The following is an 18,325-nucleotide window of genomic DNA, read 5'->3' as shown; positions in this document are numbered from 1 at the left end:
AACATCTGGCTTGCGTTCGAGCGTACCCCACTTGAATCGGCACGCAAACCCTACGTTAGACTCATCGAGACCAAAGCCGTGCAGTTCGCTGCGTATAAGCCTGAAAACCAAGGGGAAAGTGCCAATCATGAGCATAGTTTGCCTCCCCTGGCCTGCGACGTTTAGACCAATGGACGTGTACGAAGGTCTATGAACCATCGGCAGATTGCCAGCTACCTATGTATAATGCCGCCGCTGACCACAGGGTCACGACGGCTGACTGCTCTACGACAAGACTCTCAGCCCGTTAAAAGCCGGTCCGTTACCGCGGCCCGACCGCTTGACGCTCGACTGATGCACCCAACATCACCGCGAAGAAACCTCGACATTCGGCTCACGGATGACTTTGAACGAACGCGCTTACCCGGCGCCCCTCGAGTTTCTGCGCATGCTTTAGCAAAGAAGAGAGTTAATCCGAATATGCCCACCCGCTCGAAGATCATCTATACCTTCACCGACGAAGCGCCCGCCCTCGCCACCTATTCACTGCTGCCGATCGTCGAAGCCTTTACCGCTTCGGCCGATATCGCCGTGGAAACCCGCGATATCTCCCTCGCAGGGCGCATCCTGGCCAGCTTCCCCGAGCAACTGGGTGACAAAGCCGTAGCCGACCACCTCGCCGAACTGGGCGACCTGGCCGTTACGCCTGAAGCCAACATCATCAAGCTGCCGAACATCAGCGCCTCGGTGCCGCAACTGCAGGCCGCGATCAAGGAATTGCAGGCCCAGGGCTACGCACTGCCGGACTACCCGGAAACCGTGACCAGCGACGCCGAAAAAGACGCTCGCGCCCGCTACGACAAGATCAAGGGCAGCGCCGTGAACCCGGTCCTGCGCGAAGGCAACTCCGACCGCCGCGCGCCACTGTCGGTCAAGAACTACGCCCGCAAGCACCCGCACAAGATGGGCGCCTGGGCAGCCGACTCCAAGTCCCACGTGGCCCACATGAGCACCGGCGACTTCTACGGCAGCGAAAAAGCCGCCCTGATCGACGCCGCCGGCAGCGTGAAAATCGAGCTGATCGCCCAGGACGGCACTGCCACTGTCCTGAAGGAAAAGACCACCGTACAAGCCGGTGAGATCCTCGACTGCGCCGTGCTGAGCAAAAAGGCCCTGCGCGACTTCATCGCCGCTGAAATCGAAGACGCCAAGCAAAAAGGCGTGCTGCTGTCGGTTCACCTCAAGGCGACCATGATGAAGGTCTCCGACCCGATCATGTTCGGCCAGATCGTTGCCGAGTTCTATAAAGACGCCCTGGCCAAGCACGCCCAAGTGCTGGAGCAGATCGGCTTCAACCTGAACAACGGCATCGGCGACCTGTACGCCCGCATCAAGGCCCTGCCGGCCGAGCAGCAGGCGCAGATCGAAGCCGATATCCAGGCGGTCTACGCGGCGCGTCCATCCCTGGCGATGGTCAACTCCGACAAAGGCATCACCAACCTGCACGTGCCGAGCGACGTTATCGTCGACGCCTCGATGCCGGCCATGATCCGTGACTCCGGCAAGATGTGGGGCACCGATGGCCAGTTGCACGACACCAAGGCTGTGATCCCGGATCGCTGCTACGCCACCATCTACCAGGCGGTGATCGAAGACTGCAAGCAACACGGCGCCTTCGACCCAACCACCATGGGCAGCGTGCCGAACGTCGGCCTGATGGCCAAGAAAGCCGAAGAATACGGCTCCCACGACAAGACCTTCCAGATCAAGGCCGACGGCGTTGTACGAGTTTCGGACAGCACCGGCCGCACCCTGCTGGAGCAGAACGTCGAGGCTGGCGACATCTTCCGCATGTGCCAGACCAAAGACGCGCCGATCCAGGATTGGGTCAAGCTGGCCGTCAACCGTGCCCGCGCCAGCAGCACTCCGGCAATTTTCTGGCTGGACCCAATGCGCGCCCATGACGGCGTAGTGATCGAAAAGGTCCAGACTTACCTGAAGGACCACGACACCGCTGGCCTGGAAATTCGCATCATGTCGCCGGTCGACGCGATGAAGTACACCCTGGCCCGCACTCGCGAAGGCAAGGACACCATTTCGGTGACCGGCAACGTGTTGCGCGACTACCTGACCGACCTGTTCCCGATCATGGAACTGGGCACCAGCGCCAAGATGCTGTCCATCGTGCCGCTGATGAACGGCGGCGGCCTGTTCGAAACCGGCGCTGGCGGCTCGGCACCCAAGCACGTCCAACAGTTGCTGGAAGAAAACTTCCTGCGCTGGGATTCCCTGGGCGAGTTCCTGGCCCTGGCCGCATCCCTGGAACACCTGGGCGTGACGTACAACAATCCTAAAGCGTTGGTACTGGCCAAGACCCTGGACCAAGCCACTGGCGAATTCCTGGATCGCAACAAGTCGCCTTCGCGCAAGGTCGGCGGTATTGACAACCGCGGCAGCCATTTCTACCTGACCCTGTTCTGGGCCCAGGCACTGGCCGCCCAAAACGACGACGCTGCCCTCAAGGCCCAGTTCGCGACCCTGGCCAAGACGCTGACCGACAACGAAGAGAAAATCGTTGCCGAACTCAACGCCGTCCAAGGCAAACCAGTGGACATCGGCGGTTACTACTTCGCCAACCCAGAGCTGACCAGCAAGGCCATGCGCCCAAGCAGCACCTTCAACGCGGCGATTGCTGCGCTGGTGTAAGGGCGTAAGGCGGGTTTCGTAGGCTGCTCATGCTGGCCTGTGTGACCCAGCCCTTTTTGGCCTGACGAGAAAATGCCCGTATCGCAAGATACGGGCATTTTTTATGTGCGGCATCTTAAGTCCGGACCAAGAAACCTGCTTGACAGAATCAAGACAAAACCTAGGCTTAACGACATCGTTCTAAGTACGCCCTCTTCACTGAAGGCGCATGAAGTAAACCATGAGCGTTGGAAGCCACGGCGTGCCCCGAACATGCCTCTTCAACGCTTGCTGGATGCGAGATGTCTCGGCAAGAGAACGAGAGAGAGTCAGATCAGGCGTCATTCTGATTGCCTGCAGGTGTATCGACCTCAAGTGAGCGAAACCGGATTGCTTACATCGGCTACGTAGCGATAGCAGTCCTTCCTAGATAGTTTGAGTTTTCAGCGAAAAACACGCACTTAAAACTCACTACCTGACTCATAGACTGAGGAAATACACCGTGAAAAAGACTGCGCAAGTCATTATGAACGCTCAAATACCCTTCACCATTGGGAATTTAGACCTCCAACCACTGCGAGGCTCTCCCACCCTATTCAGGAGAGAGGGCCTTGATGAGCCTTTTGAATACCCTAAAATAGAGGAATTTCCCGACCATTACGCCCTACGCTGCTCTACAGACATCCGCCCCAATCGCCATGGACAGATATATAACTACATCCCCACCACACAACAACTAACCTTTACAAGCCCAGACACCACCTACACATTCAATTTAAACAAATTCGGAAATCAAGTTATCTATTCAACCAACTCACCCGGCGCAAGCGTCAGGGCTCCCTCTATTGTCTTCGAGGACTTTCCAGGGTTAATTCAACTTGAAATGCACAGACCCGGTAAAAAATTCGACCAACAGTCAGACAAGGTCGAATGGCTCGCGATCCAAATCAACGACCAGGCCGTCAAACATCCTTCAACCAGCCCCGTGCTTCCTGCCCCGAAAAAAAAGGCCCTACAAGTCGTTATCAACCCCACGGACAGATTTTCTTTTCTAGGTAACGTCACGCTCTATCTTTCAGGCTGCGACGTATACCAAGAATACCCACCAGGAGAAATACAAAAAATTAACAAGCTCGTTGGGACGATGTCTACCGACTTCTACCTGACACCGGACAAAAGCTATCCACCTGGCGTAACGACCCTGACGATAGAAGATGGGTTTTCGGACGCAACTGCCATCATCGAATTTGACCACGACACTTCAAAAAAACAGGTAACCATTACAATCAGATCATTTGCAGGCACAGGCAAACTTTGTGACCTACGAGACTTTCCTTACCTCGACAAATACTATCCGAATGCGATATGCATCGCTCTGTAGGAATAGCCATACCTTGCTTAGCGCCCAGAAGGGCAATTGAACTCAACATTCAGGTCACTGACAGGAGGACTCAATCACCTGCATGGGAGTTTGCTCGGGACGGCGATTCATCATTCGTTTAATATCGAGTAACCCGTTGCTATTGCGAGCAAGCTCTGCCCACAGCGGCCTGCATTCCAATTTCAAGATAAGGACTCCCATGAACTGGCAACCCCACATCACCGTCGCCACCATCGTCGAAGACAACGGCCGCTTCCTCATGGTGGAAGAGTCCAAGGGCGGACGCGCGGTGCTCAACCAGCCTGCCGGCCACCTGGACCCTGACGAAACACTGATCGAAGCGGCCGTGCGCGAAACCCTGGAAGAAACCGGCTGGGACGTCGAACCCACGGACGTGGTGGGCATCTACCTGTACACCGCCCCCAGTAATGGCGTCACCTACCAGCGCGTGTGTTTTGCCGCCAAGGCCTTGAACCATCGCCCCGACTATCAACTGGACGACGGCATTCTCGGCGCCAAGTGGCTAAGTCACGACGAACTGCTCGGACAGCGCGATCATTGGCGCAGCGAGCTGATCATCCGCTGCATCGACGATTACCTGGCCGGCCATCGCCACAGCCTGGCGCTGATCCGTCCTTCTCTTTAGCCTTGCGCGCCCGGGCCTGATAGAATCGCGTCCTTTTTCAAGACACTCATAAATTCCCATGCGTGATCCAGCCCCTTCTGACACATCCAAGAAGCGCGTCATTGTCGGCATGTCCGGCGGCGTGGACTCTTCCGTTTCCGCCCTTCTGCTGATCGAGCAGGGTTATGAGGTGGAAGGCCTGTTCATGAAGAACTGGGAAGAAGACGACGGAACCGAATACTGCACCGCCATGGACGACCTCGCGGACGCCCAGGCCGTGTGCGACAAGATCGGCATCAAACTGCACACCGCCAACTTCGCCGCCGAGTACTGGGACAACGTGTTCGAGCACTTCCTGGCCGAATACAAGGCCGGTCGCACGCCGAACCCTGACATCCTCTGCAACCGCGAGATCAAGTTCAAGGCGTTCCTCGACTACGCCATGATGCTGGGTGCCGACCTGATCGCCACCGGCCACTACGTGCGCCGCCGTGACATCGATGGGCGCACCGAGCTGCTCAAGGGCCTGGACCCGAACAAGGACCAGAGCTACTTCCTGCATGCCGTCGGCGGCGAACAGATCGCCAAGACCCTGTTCCCGGTAGGCGAGCTGGAAAAGCCTGAAGTGCGTGCGATTGCCGAAAAACACGAGCTCGCCACCGCCAAGAAGAAAGACTCCACCGGCATCTGCTTCATTGGCGAGCGCCGCTTCAGCGACTTCCTCAAGCAATACCTGCCGGCCCAGCCAGGCGAGATCAAGACCACCGAAGGCGAGGTCATCGGCCGCCACCATGGCCTGATGTACCACACCATCGGCCAGCGCCAGGGCCTGGGCATCGGCGGGCTGAAGGACGCCGGTGAAGAGCCGTGGTACGTGCTGATCAAGGACCTGGAGCACAACGAGCTGATCGTCGGCCAAGGCAACGACCATCCTTGGTTGTTTTCCCGCGCCCTGCTCGCCTCCGACATCTATTGGGTCAACCCGGTCGATCTGAGCGAACCGCGTCGCCTGACGGCCAAGGTCCGCTATCGCCAGAGCGACCAGCCATGCACGCTGGAAAAAACCGCCACGGGCTATCGCGCTACGTTCGACGACCCGCAACGGGCGGTCACGCCCGGCCAGTCCGTCGTGTTCTATGACGGCGAAATCTGCCTGGGCGGCGGCGTGATCGAAGTCGCCGAGCCCTGGAGCAGCAAGGCATGACGCCTATCCAGGAACAGCTGACGGCATTGGGCGGTGTGTTTCTCGCCGCCGTGCTGGTGGACAGGATTGCCAAGACCGGCCAGGCCACCGAAGCGGGCGTGGGCTGCATGCTCGGCAGCCTGCTGGTTCGCGACCCCAAGGACACCCTGGAGGTATACGGCGGCGATGACCTAAACCTGCGCGAGGGTTACCGCGCGCTGGTCGGCGCCTTGGAGCGCGATCCCAGCGCCCTGCAACGCGAACCGCTGCGCTACGCCCTGTCGATGCTGGGCCTGGAGCGCCAGTTGGCCAAGCGCGACGACCTGCTGGACACCATCGGCAAACGCTTGCCGCAGATCCAGTCCCAGGTCGAGCACTTCGGCCCGTCTCACGAAAACGTCATTGCCGCCTGCGGCGCGCTGTACCAGGACACCCTGAGCACCTTGCGCCAACGCATCCAGGTGCATGGCGACATGCGCAACCTGCAGCAGCCGAGCAATGCCTCGAAAATTCGCGCGCTGTTGCTGGCCGGGATTCGCTCGGCACGCCTGTGGCGGCAACTGGGTGGTCATCGCTGGCAACTGGTGATCAGCCGGCGCAAATTGCTCAAGGAGCTTTACCCGTTGATGCGCAGCGAATAAATCGCCTCGACCGGTTTTTTTGTGGATTTTTGAGGGCTGTTTTGCAGCCCAGCGGGAGCAAGCTCCCTCGCCACATGACAGCTTTATCTCGTTACGCGTAATACGCCGGTCAGTTGGCGACGGACCGGCGATGGATTTCATGTATGATACGCGCCCCATTTCGTTGCCCGACTGTCCGAGAACACCCCATGCAGCTCTCTTCGCTCACTGCGGTTTCCCCTGTTGACGGCCGCTACGCCGGCAAAACCCAGGCCCTGCGCCCGATTTTCAGCGAGTACGGCCTGATCCGTGCCCGCGTCCTGGTTGAAGTGCGCTGGCTCCAGCGCCTGGCCGCCCACCCTGGTATCAGCGAAGTGCCGGCGTTTTCCGCCGAAGCCAACGCGGTACTGAACACCCTGGCGGACAATTTTGCGCTGGAGCACGCCGAGCGTGTGAAAGAGATCGAGCGCACCACAAACCACGACGTCAAGGCCATCGAATACCTGCTCAAGGAGCAGGCGGCCAAGCTGCCGGAACTGGCCAACGTCAGCGAGTTCATCCACTTTGCCTGCACCAGCGAGGACATCAACAACCTGTCCCACGCGCTGATGCTGCGCGAAGGCCGTGATGAGGTGATGCTGCCGCTGATGCGCCAGACCGCGCAGGCCATCCGTGAACTGGCGATCCGCTTCGCCGACGTCCCGATGCTGTCGCGCACCCACGGCCAGCCGGCTTCGCCGACCACCCTGGGCAAGGAACTGGCGAACGTGGTCTACCGCCTGGAGCGCCAGATCGCCCAAGTCGCCGCCGTGCCACTGTTGGGCAAGATCAACGGCGCAGTGGGCAACTACAACGCCCACCTGTCGGCCTACCCGGACATCGACTGGGAAGCCAACGCCCGCGCCTTCATCGAAGACGAGCTGGGCCTGAGCTTCAACCCGTACACCACTCAGATCGAACCCCACGACTACATTGCCGAGCTGTTCGATGCGATCGCGCGCTTCAACACCATCCTGATCGACTTCGACCGCGACATCTGGGGCTACATTTCCCTGGGTTACTTCAAGCAGCGCACCATCGCCGGCGAAATCGGTTCGTCGACCATGCCGCACAAGGTCAACCCGATCGACTTCGAAAACTCCGAAGGCAACCTGGGCATCGCCAACGCATTGTTCCAGCACCTGGCGAGCAAACTGCCGATCTCCCGCTGGCAGCGCGACTTGACCGACTCCACCGTGCTGCGCAACCTGGGCGTCGGTTTTGCCCACAGCGTCATTGCCTACGAAGCCAGCCTCAAGGGCATCAGCAAGCTGGAACTGAACGAGCAGAAAATCGCCGCCGACCTGGACGCCTGCTGGGAAGTCCTGGCTGAGCCGATCCAGACCGTGATGCGTCGCTACAACATCGAAAACCCGTATGAAAAGCTGAAAGAACTGACCCGTGGCAAGGGCATCAGCCCTGAAGCGTTGCAGACTTTCATCGATGGCCTGGACATGCCGGCCCAAGCCCGCGAAGAGCTGAAGAAGCTTACGCCGGCCAGCTACATCGGCAACGCAGCGGCACAAGCCAAGCGCATCTGATCCACGGCTTTTACCTTTGAGACGCCCGGCCGCGCCGGGCGTTTTTATTCGCGTCTGAAAAGTATATTTTTTCAATAGGTTACACATGAATCCTGACATTCCACTGCAACTTCTGGGCGGCATCACGGCACGGGAGTTCCTGCGCGACTACTGGCAGAAAAAACCATTGCTGATCCGTCAGGCGATTCCTGACTTCGAAAGCCCGATCGACGCCGATGAACTGGCTGGCCTGGCCCTGGAAGAAGAAGTCGAGTCGCGCCTGGTGATCGAACACGGCGAACGCCCTTGGGAATTGCGTCGCGGCCCGTTCGCCGAAGACGAATTCAGCAAGCTGCCGGAGCGCGAGTGGACACTGCTGGTGCAGGCTGTCGATCAATTCGTGCCGGAAGTCAGCGAACTGCTGGAGCACTTCCGCTTCCTGCCGAGCTGGCGCATCGACGATGTGATGATCAGCTTCGCCGCCCCGGGTGGCAGCGTGGGTCCGCATTTCGATAACTACGACGTGTTCCTGCTGCAGGGCCATGGCAAGCGCAACTGGAAAATCGGCCAGATGTGCAACTCCGAAAGCCCGCTGCTGGAGCACGCCGACCTGCGCATCCTCGCCGACTTCGAGGCCACCGACGAGTGGACCCTGGAACCGGGCGACATGCTCTACCTGCCGCCGCGCCTGGCCCATTGCGGCGTGGCCGTGGATGACTGCATGACTTACTCGGTGGGCTTCCGCGCACCGAGCGCCGCCGAAGTGCTGACCCACTTCACCGACTTCCTCAGCCAGTTCCTGCCGGACGAAGAACGCTACACCGACGCCGACGCCCGCCCGGTCGCCGACCCGCACCAGATCCAGCACGACGCCCTCGACCGCCTCAAGGGTTTGCTGGCCGAGCACATGAGCGACGAGCGCTTGCTGCTGACCTGGTTCGGCCAGTTCATGACCGAACCGCGCTACCCGGAACTGGTAGTGGGCCCAGAGCTGGAAGAAGACGATCTGCTGGCCGGCTTGGAGCAAGGCGCGGTGATCATCCGCAACCCGAGTGCCCGCCTGGCCTGGTCGGAAGTCGATGATGACCTGCTGCTGTTCGCCAGCGGCCAGAGCCGCTACCTGCCGGGCAAGCTGCGCGAGCTGTTGAAAATGATCTGCGCCGCCGACGCCCTGCACATCGAGAACCTCGGCCCATGGCTGGCCGATGAAGACGGTCGCGGCCTGATCTGCGAGCTGGTCAAGCAAGGCAGCCTGGGGTTCGCCGATGAATAAAATCCACGTTCGTGTCGCAGACTGGCAAAAGGATAACGCCGAGATCCGGCGCATTCGTGAGACCGTGTTCATTGCCGAACAGTCCGTCCCGCCCGAGCTGGAATGGGATGCCGACGACCAGGGGGCCGTGCACTTCCTGGCGTTCGAGGGTGACTTTCCCATCGGCACCGCGCGCCTGCTGACCGATGGCCATGTCGGTCGCGTCTCGGTCCTCAAGGACTGGCGCGGGCTGAAGGTGGGCGACGCGCTGATGCACGCCGTGATTACCGAAGCCGAGAAACGCGGGCTCAAGCAGCAGATGCTCAGCGCCCAGGTGCATGCCACGCCGTTCTATGAGCGGCTGGGCTTTGCGGTGGTCAGCGAGGAATTCCTGGAAGCCGGGATTCCTCACGTGGACATGGTGCGGCATTCGGCCTGACGCCCGCCGGAAGCAGCAACGCAATATCCTGTGGCGAGGGAGCTTGCTCCCGCTGGGCTGCGTAGCGGCCCTTCTATTTTGGGGCCGCTTCGCGACCCAACGGGAGCAAGCTCCCTCGCCACAACTGCGCAGCACACCAGAACGCCCCGCCATCCTTCGATGCCGGGGCGTTTTGCCGTCTACCATTCAACTTGCCCCAACCGGGGCCGACAAACTGGCAATATCAAGCCTTTGTCTCGCGGAGAAATGGACATGTCCTTACGCACCCTGCTGACCACCCTGCTGCTCGGCTGCAGCCTGGCGGTCATGGCCGACACGCAAGTCGTGCCACTGAACTACCGCACCAGCGCAGACCTGCTGCCGGTGGCGCAGAACTTCATCGGCAAGGACGGCCAGGTCAGCGCCTACGGCAACCAACTGATCGTCAATGCCGAGCCCGGCAAGATCGAAGAGCTGAGGCAGTTCCTCGCCCAACTGGACACCGCCCCCAAGCGCTTGTTGATCACCGTCGACACCAACGAAAACAACCTGCAAGGCGACCAGGGCTACTCGATCAACGGCGCCGCCCCCAGCCAGACCCGCATCATCAACCGCAGCACCGTCAGCCGTGAGGGCGGCGTGCAGCAGGTACAAGCCAGTGAAGGCCAGCCCGCACTGATCCAGGTCGGCCAAAGCGTGCCATTCACCAGCAATCAGACTGACAACTACGGCCGCATGCAAAGCCAGACTGAATACCGCAACGTCACCCAGGGTTTCTATGTCACCGCCAGCGTCACCGGCGAGACCGTTCATCTGAGCATCAGTACCAACCGTGACCGCATGAGCCAGGAACGTCCCGATGTAGTGAACGTCCAGAGTACCGACACAACGGTCAGCGGGCGCCTGGGAGAATGGATCACCCTGGCCGGCGTGAATCGGCAGAACCAGGCCGACAAACAGGGTCTGACCCGCAGCTACTCGACCCAAGGCCGGGACGACATGATTTTACGGGTCAAGGTCGACACCCTGAACTGAAGCACCAAAAACTGACTGATGAGTCGTATTAGACCAAAGATGTAGTGCCATAAAAAAAGCACTACAAAACGTTTGACGAGGCAAAAAACCGAAGGCATGATGGCCTCGCTCCCGCTAATCAGGGGCCCTGGCAAGGGCCTTCGGGTCGACGCTTGCAACTACCCTGCGAGCCGATTCGTGTCTGTACCGCCCACAAGGTGTGTTTGACGAGGTTGCGACTGGAACGAAGTTGTCCCGAGGGACGGAAGCGTAACTAGGTAACCCGGCATCACTCTGAGTTCGTATGAAGGCCCACGACGCCCGAATGCGCCCGCAGTTCGCCTCTACCTGCTCACTTTCCCCTCGAGCCCATCGTTCATCCCGTCGCCTCCTCGCCTCAACCGACTTGTGCGCCCGGCCCCTGGCCAGCGAGCCGCCTTACCCGCCTTTGATGGCAGTCGGCAGGAGCAAGGAATTTTCCACCCCAGACCTATGCGACGAGGTTTATCTCCATGGCACTGACACGCGAACAGCAAATTGCAGCCCTTGAAAAAGACTGGGCTGAAAACCCGCGCTGGAAAGGCGTGAAGCGCAACTACTCCGCTGCTGACGTCGTCCGTCTGCGTGGCTCGGTTCAACCTGAGCACACCTTTGCGAAACAGGGCGCCGAGAAGCTGTGGAACCTGGTGACCCAGGGCGCCAAGCCATCCTTCCGCCCCGAGAAAGATTTCGTCAACTGCATGGGCGCCCTGACCGGCGGCCAGGCCGTGCAACAAGTCAAGGCGGGTATCCAGGCGATCTACCTGTCGGGCTGGCAAGTGGCTGCGGACAACAACTCCGCCGAATCGATGTACCCCGACCAATCGCTGTACCCGGTGGATTCGGTTCCAACCGTGGTCAAGCGCATCAACAACTCGTTCCGTCGTGCCGACCAGATCCAGTGGAAAGCCGGCAAGAACCCGGGCGACGAAGGCTACATCGACTACTTCGCGCCGATCGTGGCTGACGCTGAAGCCGGTTTCGGCGGCGTGTTGAACGCCTACGAACTGATGAAAAGCATGATCGAAGCAGGCGCCGCCGGCGTTCACTTCGAAGACCAGCTGGCTTCGGTGAAGAAGTGCGGCCACATGGGCGGCAAGGTACTGGTTCCAACCCAGGAAGCCGTGCAAAAACTGACCGCTGCCCGTCTGGCCGCGGACGTTGCCGGCGTTCCGACCATCATCCTGGCCCGTACCGACGCCAACGCCGCTGACCTGCTGACCTCCGACTGCGACCCGTACGACCAGCCATTCGTGACGGGCACCCGCACCCAGGAAGGCTTCTACAAGGTGCGCGCCGGTCTCGACCAGGCCATCGCTCGCGGCCTGGCCTACGCGCCGTACGCCGACCTGATCTGGTGCGAAACCGCCAAGCCGGACCTGGACGAAGCCCGTCGCTTTGCCGAAGCGATCAAGAAGGAATACCCGGACCAACTGCTGTCGTACAACTGCTCACCTTCCTTCAACTGGAAGAAAAACCTGGACGACGCGACCATCGCCAAGTTCCAGCGCGAACTGTCCGCCATGGGCTACAAGCACCAGTTCATCACCCTGGCTGGCATTCACAACATGTGGCACAGCATGTTCAACCTGGCGCACGACTACGCCCGCAACGACATGACCGCCTACGTGAAGCTGCAAGAGCAGGAATTCGCCGACGCCGCCAAGGGTTACACCTTCGTGGCTCACCAGCAGGAAGTGGGCACCGGCTACTTCGACGACATGACCACCGTAATCCAGGGCGGCACCTCGTCGGTGACTGCACTGACCGGTTCGACCGAAGAAGAACAGTTCCACTGATCCACGACGCAAACGGCCCTTGCGGACCGAATAAAAGCTAACCGCAAAGCCGACGATCTGACGCCCCGACTGGTTCGGGGCTTTTTTTCGCCTACGCTTTGACAGACAACACACCCCTCTGTGGGAGCTAATGCTGGTCATTTAAGAAAGATGATGGACCTGTGGCCAGAGATTGCTCCCGCTCGGCTGCGAAGCAGTCGTAAACCGGCGGGTGCGGCGTGTCTGATGCTCCGCATCTGGCAGGTTTTGGGGCCGCTTCGCGGCCCAGCGGGAGCAAGCTCCCTCGCCACGGGTTTTGTCGATTGCCTTAAGTGCACAGCATTACCCTGTGGGAGCGGGCTTGCTCGCGAAAACGGTGTGTCAGCTGACAGGTGCGTTTCTGACCCCCCCTCTTCGCGAGCAAGCCCGCTCCCACAAGGATCAGCAAACTGATAAAAAAATTGATCGAACGCAGTATCGGGCAGTCAGAAAAAGAGTAAAACGGCCGGCGCCGACGAGTTCAGTAGCGGCCATGTAAGACAAGTTCTCAGTCATTACTTGAAGGTTCCAGGCGAAAGCCCACCCAAACAATAATAATTATCATTTGAAAGGCGTGGCCATTGTTACATTCGAAGCGAAATATTATTGATGAATCCACCGCCAATGCCCGCCAGGCCGGGGTCGCGGGGCTCCGGAGGTGTGCTATGTCCTTATTCCAATAAATAATTTCGCTATAGGAATTTTACTTGCCCGGTGTTTAGCCATAAAATCACCGCGATTGATTGCTGCGACATATCGTCACTGCGTTATTTCTTTTCAAGCTCAGAGACCTTTGCTCTCTGTTAAGGATTTCCAGCATGCCCGAAGCGACAGGACTCATGGCCCACAACTGGGGCTTTGCCATTTTCCTTCTGGGCGTCGTCGGCCTGTGTGCCTTCATGCTCGGTGTGTCGAGCCTCCTTGGGTCACGAGCCTGGGGCCGCAGCAAAAACGAACCGTTCGAGTCCGGCATGCTACCTACCGGTGGCGCCCGCTTGCGGCTCTCAGCCAAATTCTATCTGGTCGCGATGCTCTTCGTGATCTTCGATATCGAAGCCCTCTTTCTCTTTGCATGGTCTGTGTCCGTCCGCGAAAGCGGCTGGACCGGATTCGTCGAAGCTCTCGTTTTCATAGCAATTCTGTTGGCAGGTCTTGTCTACCTTTACCGGGTGGGGGCACTTGATTGGGCTCCGGAAGCTCGGCGCAAGCGGCAAGCGAAGCTGAAACAATGAGGCTTTGGCAATGCAATACAATCTCACCAGGATCGACCCCGATGCTCCTAACGAGCAGTATCCGATCGGCGAGCGGGAAACCGTCGCTGATCCGTTAGAAGATCAAGTCCACAAAAACATCTTCATGGGCAAGCTCGAAGACGTGCTGAACAGCACGGTCAACTGGGGTCGCAAGAACTCCCTGTGGCCGTACAACTTCGGCCTTTCGTGCTGCTACGTGGAAATGACCACCGCCTTCACGGCGCCCCACGACATCGCGCGCTTTGGCGCCGAGGTGATCCGGGCATCGCCACGCCAGGCGGACTTCATGGTTATCGCCGGTACCTGCTTCATCAAGATGGCGCCGATCATCCAGCGTCTCTACGAGCAAATGCTCGAGCCGAAGTGGGTTATCTCCATGGGTTCGTGCGCCAACTCCGGTGGCATGTACGACATCTATTCCGTCGTTCAAGGGGTGGACAAGTTCCTGCCCGTGGACGTCTACGTGCCCGGCTGCCCGCCTCGCCCTGAAGCGTTCCTGCAAGGCTTGATGCTGTTGCAAGAGTCGATTGGCCAGGAGCGTCGCCCACTGTCCTGGGTCGTTGGTGATCAAGGCGTCTATCGCGCCGAGATGCCATCGCAAAAGGAACAGCGCCGCGAACAGCGTATCGCAGTCACCAACCTGCGCAGCCCCGACGAAGTCTGATCCAGCTCTGTTCCTTCCATAGAAACGAGAACCTGGCTTCATTCTTTACGTTGACCGAAAGCGATAAATAACCATGACTACAGGCAGTGCTCTGTACATCCCGCCTTACAAGGCAGACGACCAGGATGTGGTCGTCGAACTGAACAACCGTTTTGGCCCCGAGGCGTTCACCGCCCAGCCGACCCGCACCGGCATGCCGGTGCTTTGGGTTGCCCGCGCCAAACTCGTCGAAGTCCTGACCTTCCTGCGCAACCTGCCCAAGCCGTACGTCATGCTCTATGACCTGCACGGCGTGGACGAGCGCCTGCGCACCAAGCGCCAAGGGCTGCCCGACGGCGTCGACTTCACCGTGTTCTATCACCTGCTGTCGATCGAGCGTAATAGTGACGTAATGATCAAGGTCGCTTTATCCGAGAGCGACCTGAGCATGCCGACCGTGACCGGTATCTGGCCGAACGCCAACTGGTACGAACGCGAAGTGTGGGACATGTTCGGGATCGACTTCCCCGGCCACCCGCACCTGACCCGCATCATGATGCCGCCGACCTGGGAAGGTCACCCGCTGCGCAAGGACTTCCCGGCCCGTGCCACCGAGTTCGACCCGTTCAGCCTGTCCCTGGCCAAGCAGCAACTTGAGGAGGAAGCCGCGCGCTTCAAGCCTGAAGACTGGGGCATGAAGCGTTCGGGCGCGAACGAGGACTACATGTTCCTCAACCTGGGCCCGAACCACCCTTCGGCCCACGGTGCCTTCCGCATCATCCTGCAGCTCGATGGCGAAGAGATTGTCGATTGCGTCCCGGACATCGGCTACCACCACCGTGGTGCCGAGAAGATGGGCGAGCGCCAGTCCTGGCACAGCTACATCCCTTATACCGACCGCATCGATTACCTCGGCGGGGTGATGAACAACCTGCCGTACGTGCTTTCGGTCGAGAAACTGGCCGGGATCAAGGTGCCGGAGAAGGTCGACGTCATTCGCATCATGATGGCCGAGTTCTTCCGTATCACCAGCCACTTGCTGTTCCTGGGCACCTACATCCAGGACGTCGGCGCCATGACCCCGGTGTTCTTCACCTTCACCGACCGCCAGAAGGCCTACACGGTGATCGAAGCCATCACCGGTTTCCGTCTGCATCCGGCCTGGTACCGCATCGGTGGCGTTGCCCACGACCTGCCCCGTGGTTGGGAGAAGCTGGTCAAGGACTTCGTCGAGTGGATGCCCAAGCGCCTGGACGAATACACCAAGGCCGCCCTGCAGAACAGCATCCTCAAGGGTCGTACCATCGGGGTCGCCGCCTACAACACCAAGGAAGCCCTGGAATGGGGCGTCACCGGTGCCGGCCTGCGTTCCACCGGTTGCGACTTCGACCTGCGCAAGGCACGCCCTTACTCCGGTTATGAAAACTTCGAATTCGAAGTCCCGCTGGCGGTCAACGGCGATGCCTACGACCGCTGCATGGTTCGCGTCGAGGAAATGCGCCAGAGCATCAAGATCATCGACCAGTGCATGCGCAACATGCCGGAAGGCCCGTACAAGGCGGATCACCCGCTGACCACGCCGCCGCCCAAAGAGCGCACGCTGCAACACATCGAGACCTTGATCACGCACTTCCTGCAAGTTTCGTGGGGCCCGGTCATGCCGGCCAACGAATCCTTCCAGATGATCGAAGCGACCAAGGGCATCAACAGTTATTACCTGACGAGCGACGGCGGCACCATGAGCTACCGCACCCGGATTCGCACCCCAAGCTACCCGCACCTGCAGCAGATCCCTTCGGTGATCAAAGGCAGCATGGTCGCGGACTTGATCGCGTACCTGGGTAGTATCGATTTCGTTATGGCCGACGTGGACCGCTAAGCATGAACAGCACGCTTATCCAGACAGACCGTTTCGCCCTGAGCGAAACCGAGCGCTCGGCCATCGAGCACGAGCTGCATCACTACGAAGACCCGCGCGCGGCGTCGATCGAAGCCCTGAAAATCGTTCAGAAGGAACGTGGCTGGGTGCCCGATGGCGCGCTCTACGCCATCGGCGAGATCCTCGGCATCCCGGCCAGCGACGTAGAAGGCGTCGCCACCTTCTATAGCCAGATTTTCCGCCAGCCTGTGGGCCGGCACATCATTCGCGTCTGCGACAGCATGGTTTGCTACATCGGCGGCCATGAATCGGTGGTCAGCGAAATCCAGGGCAAGCTGGGCATCGGCCTGGGCCAGACCACCGCCGACGGCCGTTTCACGCTGCTGCCGGTGTGCTGCCTGGGCAACTGCGACAAGGCACCGGCGCTGATGATCGACGACGACACCTTCGGTGACGTCAAGCCAGATGGCGTCGCCAAACTGCTGGAGGGCTACGTATGACCCTGACTTCCTTCGGGCCCGCCAACCGCATCCAGCGCTCGGCCGAAACCCATCCCCTGACCTGGCGTCTGCGTGACGACGGCGAAGCGGTGTGGCTGGACGAATACCAGGCCAAGAACGGTTACGCCGCCGCGCGCAAAGCGTTCATCGACATGGCCCAGGACGACATCGTCCAGACCGTGAAAGACTCCGGCCTTAAAGGCCGTGGCGGCGCGGGCTTCCCCACTGGCGTGAAGTGGGGCCTGATGCCCAAGGACGAATCCATCAACATCCGCTACCTGCTGTGCAACGCGGATGAAATGGAACCCAACACCTGGAAAGACCGCATGCTGATGGAGCAACTGCCCCATCTGCTGATCGAAGGCATGCTGATCAGCGCCCGTGCGCTGAAGACCTACCGGGGCTACATCTTCCTGCGTGGCGAATACACCACCGCCGCCAAGCACCTGAACCGTGCCGTGGAAGAAGCCAAGGCCGCCGGCCTGTTGGGCAAGAACATCCTGGGCAGCGGCTTCGATTTCGAACTGTTCGTCCACACCGGCGCCGGGCGCTACATCTGCGGTGAAGAAACCGCGCTGATCAACTCCCTCGAAGGCCGCCGCGCCAACCCGCGCTCCAAGCCGCCCTTCCCTGCCGCCGTGGGCGTGTGGGGCAAACCGACCTGCGTGAACAACGTCGAGACCCTGTGCAACGTGCCGGCGATCATTGCCGACGGCGTCGACTGGTACAAATCCCTGGCCCGCGACGGCAGCGAAGACATGGGCACCAAGCTCATGGGCTTCTCCGGCAAGGTCAAGAATCCTGGCCTGTGGGAGCTGCCGTTCGGCATCACCGGTCGTGAGCTGTTCGAAGACTATGCCGGTGGCATGCGCGACGGCTACACGCTCAAGTGCTGGCAGCCTGGCGGCGCCGGTACCGGTTTCCTCCTGCCGGAGCACCTGGACGCACAAATGTATGCCGGCGGCATCGCCAAGGTGGGCACCCGCATGGGCACCGGCCTGGCGATGGCGGTGGACGATAGCGTCAACATGGTGTCCCTGCTGCGCAACATGGAAGAGTTCTTCTCCCGTGAGTCGTGCGGTTTCTGCACCCCTTGCCGCGATGGCCTGCCCTGGAGCGTCAAGCTGCTGCGGGCCATTGAAAACGGCGAAGGCCAGGCCGGGGACATCGAGACCCTGCTGGGCCTGGTGGGCTTCCTCGGTCCAGGCAAGACCTTCTGTGCTCACGCACCGGGTGCCGTGGAACCGCTGGGCAGCGCGATCAAATATTTCCGCCCTGAATTCGAGGCCGGCATCGCGCCAACGCGCGCCGGGGATCTCAATCAGGTGGTCACGCCGACCATGGTCGGCGCGTAACGACGCTTAACAAGGCGAAGGGCCCGTGCCCTTCGCCTTTCGTCCGATGACGCCTTTTCACCGAGGCTGTTTGGATTCGGACGAATAACAAGATTCCATTAGCCACGCCCGCTGACACCGGGC

Annotated in this window: 15 protein-coding genes; all 15 read left to right on the top strand. The window is 60.0% G+C overall.

Annotated elements, in window-relative coordinates; translation table 11 throughout:
• The first annotated feature begins 459 nt into the window (after positions 1–459).
• The 15 genes from PFLQ2_RS18260 (at position 460) to nuoF (ending at position 18,202) form a co-directional block, all read left to right on the top strand.
• Complete coding sequence (locus PFLQ2_RS18260; protein ID WP_003180083.1) at positions 460–2,685, top strand: NADP-dependent isocitrate dehydrogenase; 2,226 nt, start codon at positions 460–462, stop codon at positions 2,683–2,685.
• Between the two features lie 481 nt (positions 2,686–3,166).
• Positions 3,167–4,045: a hypothetical protein gene (locus PFLQ2_RS27675; protein ID WP_033045966.1), complete on the top strand. Its 879-nt coding sequence runs from the start codon at positions 3,167–3,169 to the stop codon at positions 4,043–4,045.
• Between the two features lie 199 nt (positions 4,046–4,244).
• Complete coding sequence (locus PFLQ2_RS18265; protein ID WP_003180081.1) at positions 4,245–4,691, top strand: NUDIX hydrolase; 447 nt, start codon at positions 4,245–4,247, stop codon at positions 4,689–4,691.
• A 58-nt stretch (positions 4,692–4,749) separates the two neighbouring features.
• Positions 4,750–5,874, top strand: a complete 1,125-nt coding sequence (gene mnmA / locus PFLQ2_RS18270) for a tRNA 2-thiouridine(34) synthase MnmA (protein ID WP_003180079.1) — start codon at positions 4,750–4,752, stop codon at positions 5,872–5,874.
• A complete protein-coding gene (gene hflD / locus PFLQ2_RS18275) occupies positions 5,871–6,494 on the top strand; it encodes a high frequency lysogenization protein HflD (protein WP_003180077.1) in 624 nt (207 codons plus the stop codon). The genes mnmA and hflD overlap by 4 nt, the downstream gene beginning before the upstream one ends.
• A gap of 188 nt (positions 6,495–6,682) precedes the next feature.
• Positions 6,683–8,053, top strand: coding sequence for an adenylosuccinate lyase (purB, locus tag PFLQ2_RS18280; protein ID WP_003180075.1), 1,371 nt, complete (start codon positions 6,683–6,685; stop codon positions 8,051–8,053).
• Positions 8,054–8,138: 85 nt separating this feature from the next.
• Positions 8,139–9,305: a cupin domain-containing protein gene (locus PFLQ2_RS18285; RefSeq protein ID WP_003180074.1), complete on the top strand. Its 1,167-nt coding sequence runs from the start codon at positions 8,139–8,141 to the stop codon at positions 9,303–9,305.
• Positions 9,298–9,723, top strand: coding sequence for a GNAT family N-acetyltransferase (locus tag PFLQ2_RS18290; protein ID WP_003180072.1), 426 nt, complete (start codon positions 9,298–9,300; stop codon positions 9,721–9,723). The genes PFLQ2_RS18285 and PFLQ2_RS18290 overlap by 8 nt, the downstream gene beginning before the upstream one ends.
• 252 nt (positions 9,724–9,975) lie before the next feature.
• The gene (locus tag PFLQ2_RS18295; RefSeq protein WP_003180070.1) at positions 9,976–10,737 is read left to right on the top strand and encodes a secretin N-terminal domain-containing protein; all 762 of its coding nucleotides are present in this window, start codon (positions 9,976–9,978) and stop codon (positions 10,735–10,737) included.
• Between the two features lie 491 nt (positions 10,738–11,228).
• On the top strand, positions 11,229–12,554 hold the full coding sequence (gene aceA / locus PFLQ2_RS18300; protein ID WP_003180068.1) for an isocitrate lyase: 1,326 nt from the start codon (positions 11,229–11,231) through the stop codon (positions 12,552–12,554).
• Positions 12,555–13,390: 836 nt separating this feature from the next.
• Entirely contained in the window at positions 13,391–13,804 is a 414-nt protein-coding gene (locus PFLQ2_RS18305; protein WP_003180067.1) for an NADH-quinone oxidoreductase subunit A, read from the top strand.
• 10 nt (positions 13,805–13,814) lie between these two features.
• Positions 13,815–14,489 carry a NuoB/complex I 20 kDa subunit family protein gene (locus PFLQ2_RS18310; RefSeq protein WP_003180065.1) on the top strand — a complete coding sequence of 225 codons (675 nt, stop codon included), beginning with the start codon at positions 13,815–13,817 and terminating at the stop codon, positions 14,487–14,489.
• Between the two features lie 73 nt (positions 14,490–14,562).
• On the top strand, positions 14,563–16,347 hold the full coding sequence (gene nuoC / locus PFLQ2_RS18315) for an NADH-quinone oxidoreductase subunit C/D (RefSeq protein ID WP_003180062.1): 1,785 nt from the start codon (positions 14,563–14,565) through the stop codon (positions 16,345–16,347).
• A gap of 2 nt (positions 16,348–16,349) precedes the next feature.
• On the top strand, positions 16,350–16,847 hold the full coding sequence (nuoE, locus tag PFLQ2_RS18320; protein WP_003180060.1) for an NADH-quinone oxidoreductase subunit NuoE: 498 nt from the start codon (positions 16,350–16,352) through the stop codon (positions 16,845–16,847).
• Positions 16,844–18,202, top strand: a complete 1,359-nt coding sequence (gene nuoF / locus PFLQ2_RS18325; protein ID WP_003180058.1) for an NADH-quinone oxidoreductase subunit NuoF — start codon at positions 16,844–16,846, stop codon at positions 18,200–18,202. Before nuoE ends, nuoF begins: the two co-directional genes overlap by 4 nt.
• The last annotated feature ends 123 nt before the right edge of the window (positions 18,203–18,325 follow it).

Origin of the sequence: Pseudomonas fluorescens Q2-87 (assembly GCF_000281895.1) — a bacterium.
GTDB classification, from domain to species: domain Bacteria; phylum Pseudomonadota; class Gammaproteobacteria; order Pseudomonadales; family Pseudomonadaceae; genus Aquipseudomonas; species Aquipseudomonas fluorescens_S.
Note: the sequence above shows the minus strand (reverse complement) of the source record. Positions and strands in the feature narration are given on the sequence as shown.

Bases quoted from the DNA above. Each gene is read 5' to 3' on its own strand.
- PFLQ2_RS18260 (WP_003180083.1), top strand. From the start codon at position 460: ATGCCCACCCGCTCGAAGATCATCTATACCTTCACCGACGAAGCGCCC.
- PFLQ2_RS18265 (WP_003180081.1), top strand. From the start codon at position 4,245: ATGAACTGGCAACCCCACATCACCGTCGCCACCATCGTCGAAGACAAC.
- mnmA (WP_003180079.1), top strand. From the start codon at position 4,750: ATGCGTGATCCAGCCCCTTCTGACACATCCAAGAAGCGCGTCATTGTC.
- hflD (WP_003180077.1), top strand. From the start codon at position 5,871: ATGACGCCTATCCAGGAACAGCTGACGGCATTGGGCGGTGTGTTTCTC.
- purB (WP_003180075.1), top strand. From the start codon at position 6,683: ATGCAGCTCTCTTCGCTCACTGCGGTTTCCCCTGTTGACGGCCGCTAC.
- PFLQ2_RS18285 (WP_003180074.1), top strand. From the start codon at position 8,139: ATGAATCCTGACATTCCACTGCAACTTCTGGGCGGCATCACGGCACGG.
- PFLQ2_RS18290 (WP_003180072.1), top strand. From the start codon at position 9,298: ATGAATAAAATCCACGTTCGTGTCGCAGACTGGCAAAAGGATAACGCC.
- PFLQ2_RS18295 (WP_003180070.1), top strand. From the start codon at position 9,976: ATGTCCTTACGCACCCTGCTGACCACCCTGCTGCTCGGCTGCAGCCTG.
- aceA (WP_003180068.1), top strand. From the start codon at position 11,229: ATGGCACTGACACGCGAACAGCAAATTGCAGCCCTTGAAAAAGACTGG.
- PFLQ2_RS18305 (WP_003180067.1), top strand. From the start codon at position 13,391: ATGCCCGAAGCGACAGGACTCATGGCCCACAACTGGGGCTTTGCCATT.
- PFLQ2_RS18310 (WP_003180065.1), top strand. From the start codon at position 13,815: ATGCAATACAATCTCACCAGGATCGACCCCGATGCTCCTAACGAGCAG.
- nuoC (WP_003180062.1), top strand. From the start codon at position 14,563: ATGACTACAGGCAGTGCTCTGTACATCCCGCCTTACAAGGCAGACGAC.
- nuoE (WP_003180060.1), top strand. From the start codon at position 16,350: ATGAACAGCACGCTTATCCAGACAGACCGTTTCGCCCTGAGCGAAACC.
- nuoF (WP_003180058.1), top strand. From the start codon at position 16,844: ATGACCCTGACTTCCTTCGGGCCCGCCAACCGCATCCAGCGCTCGGCC.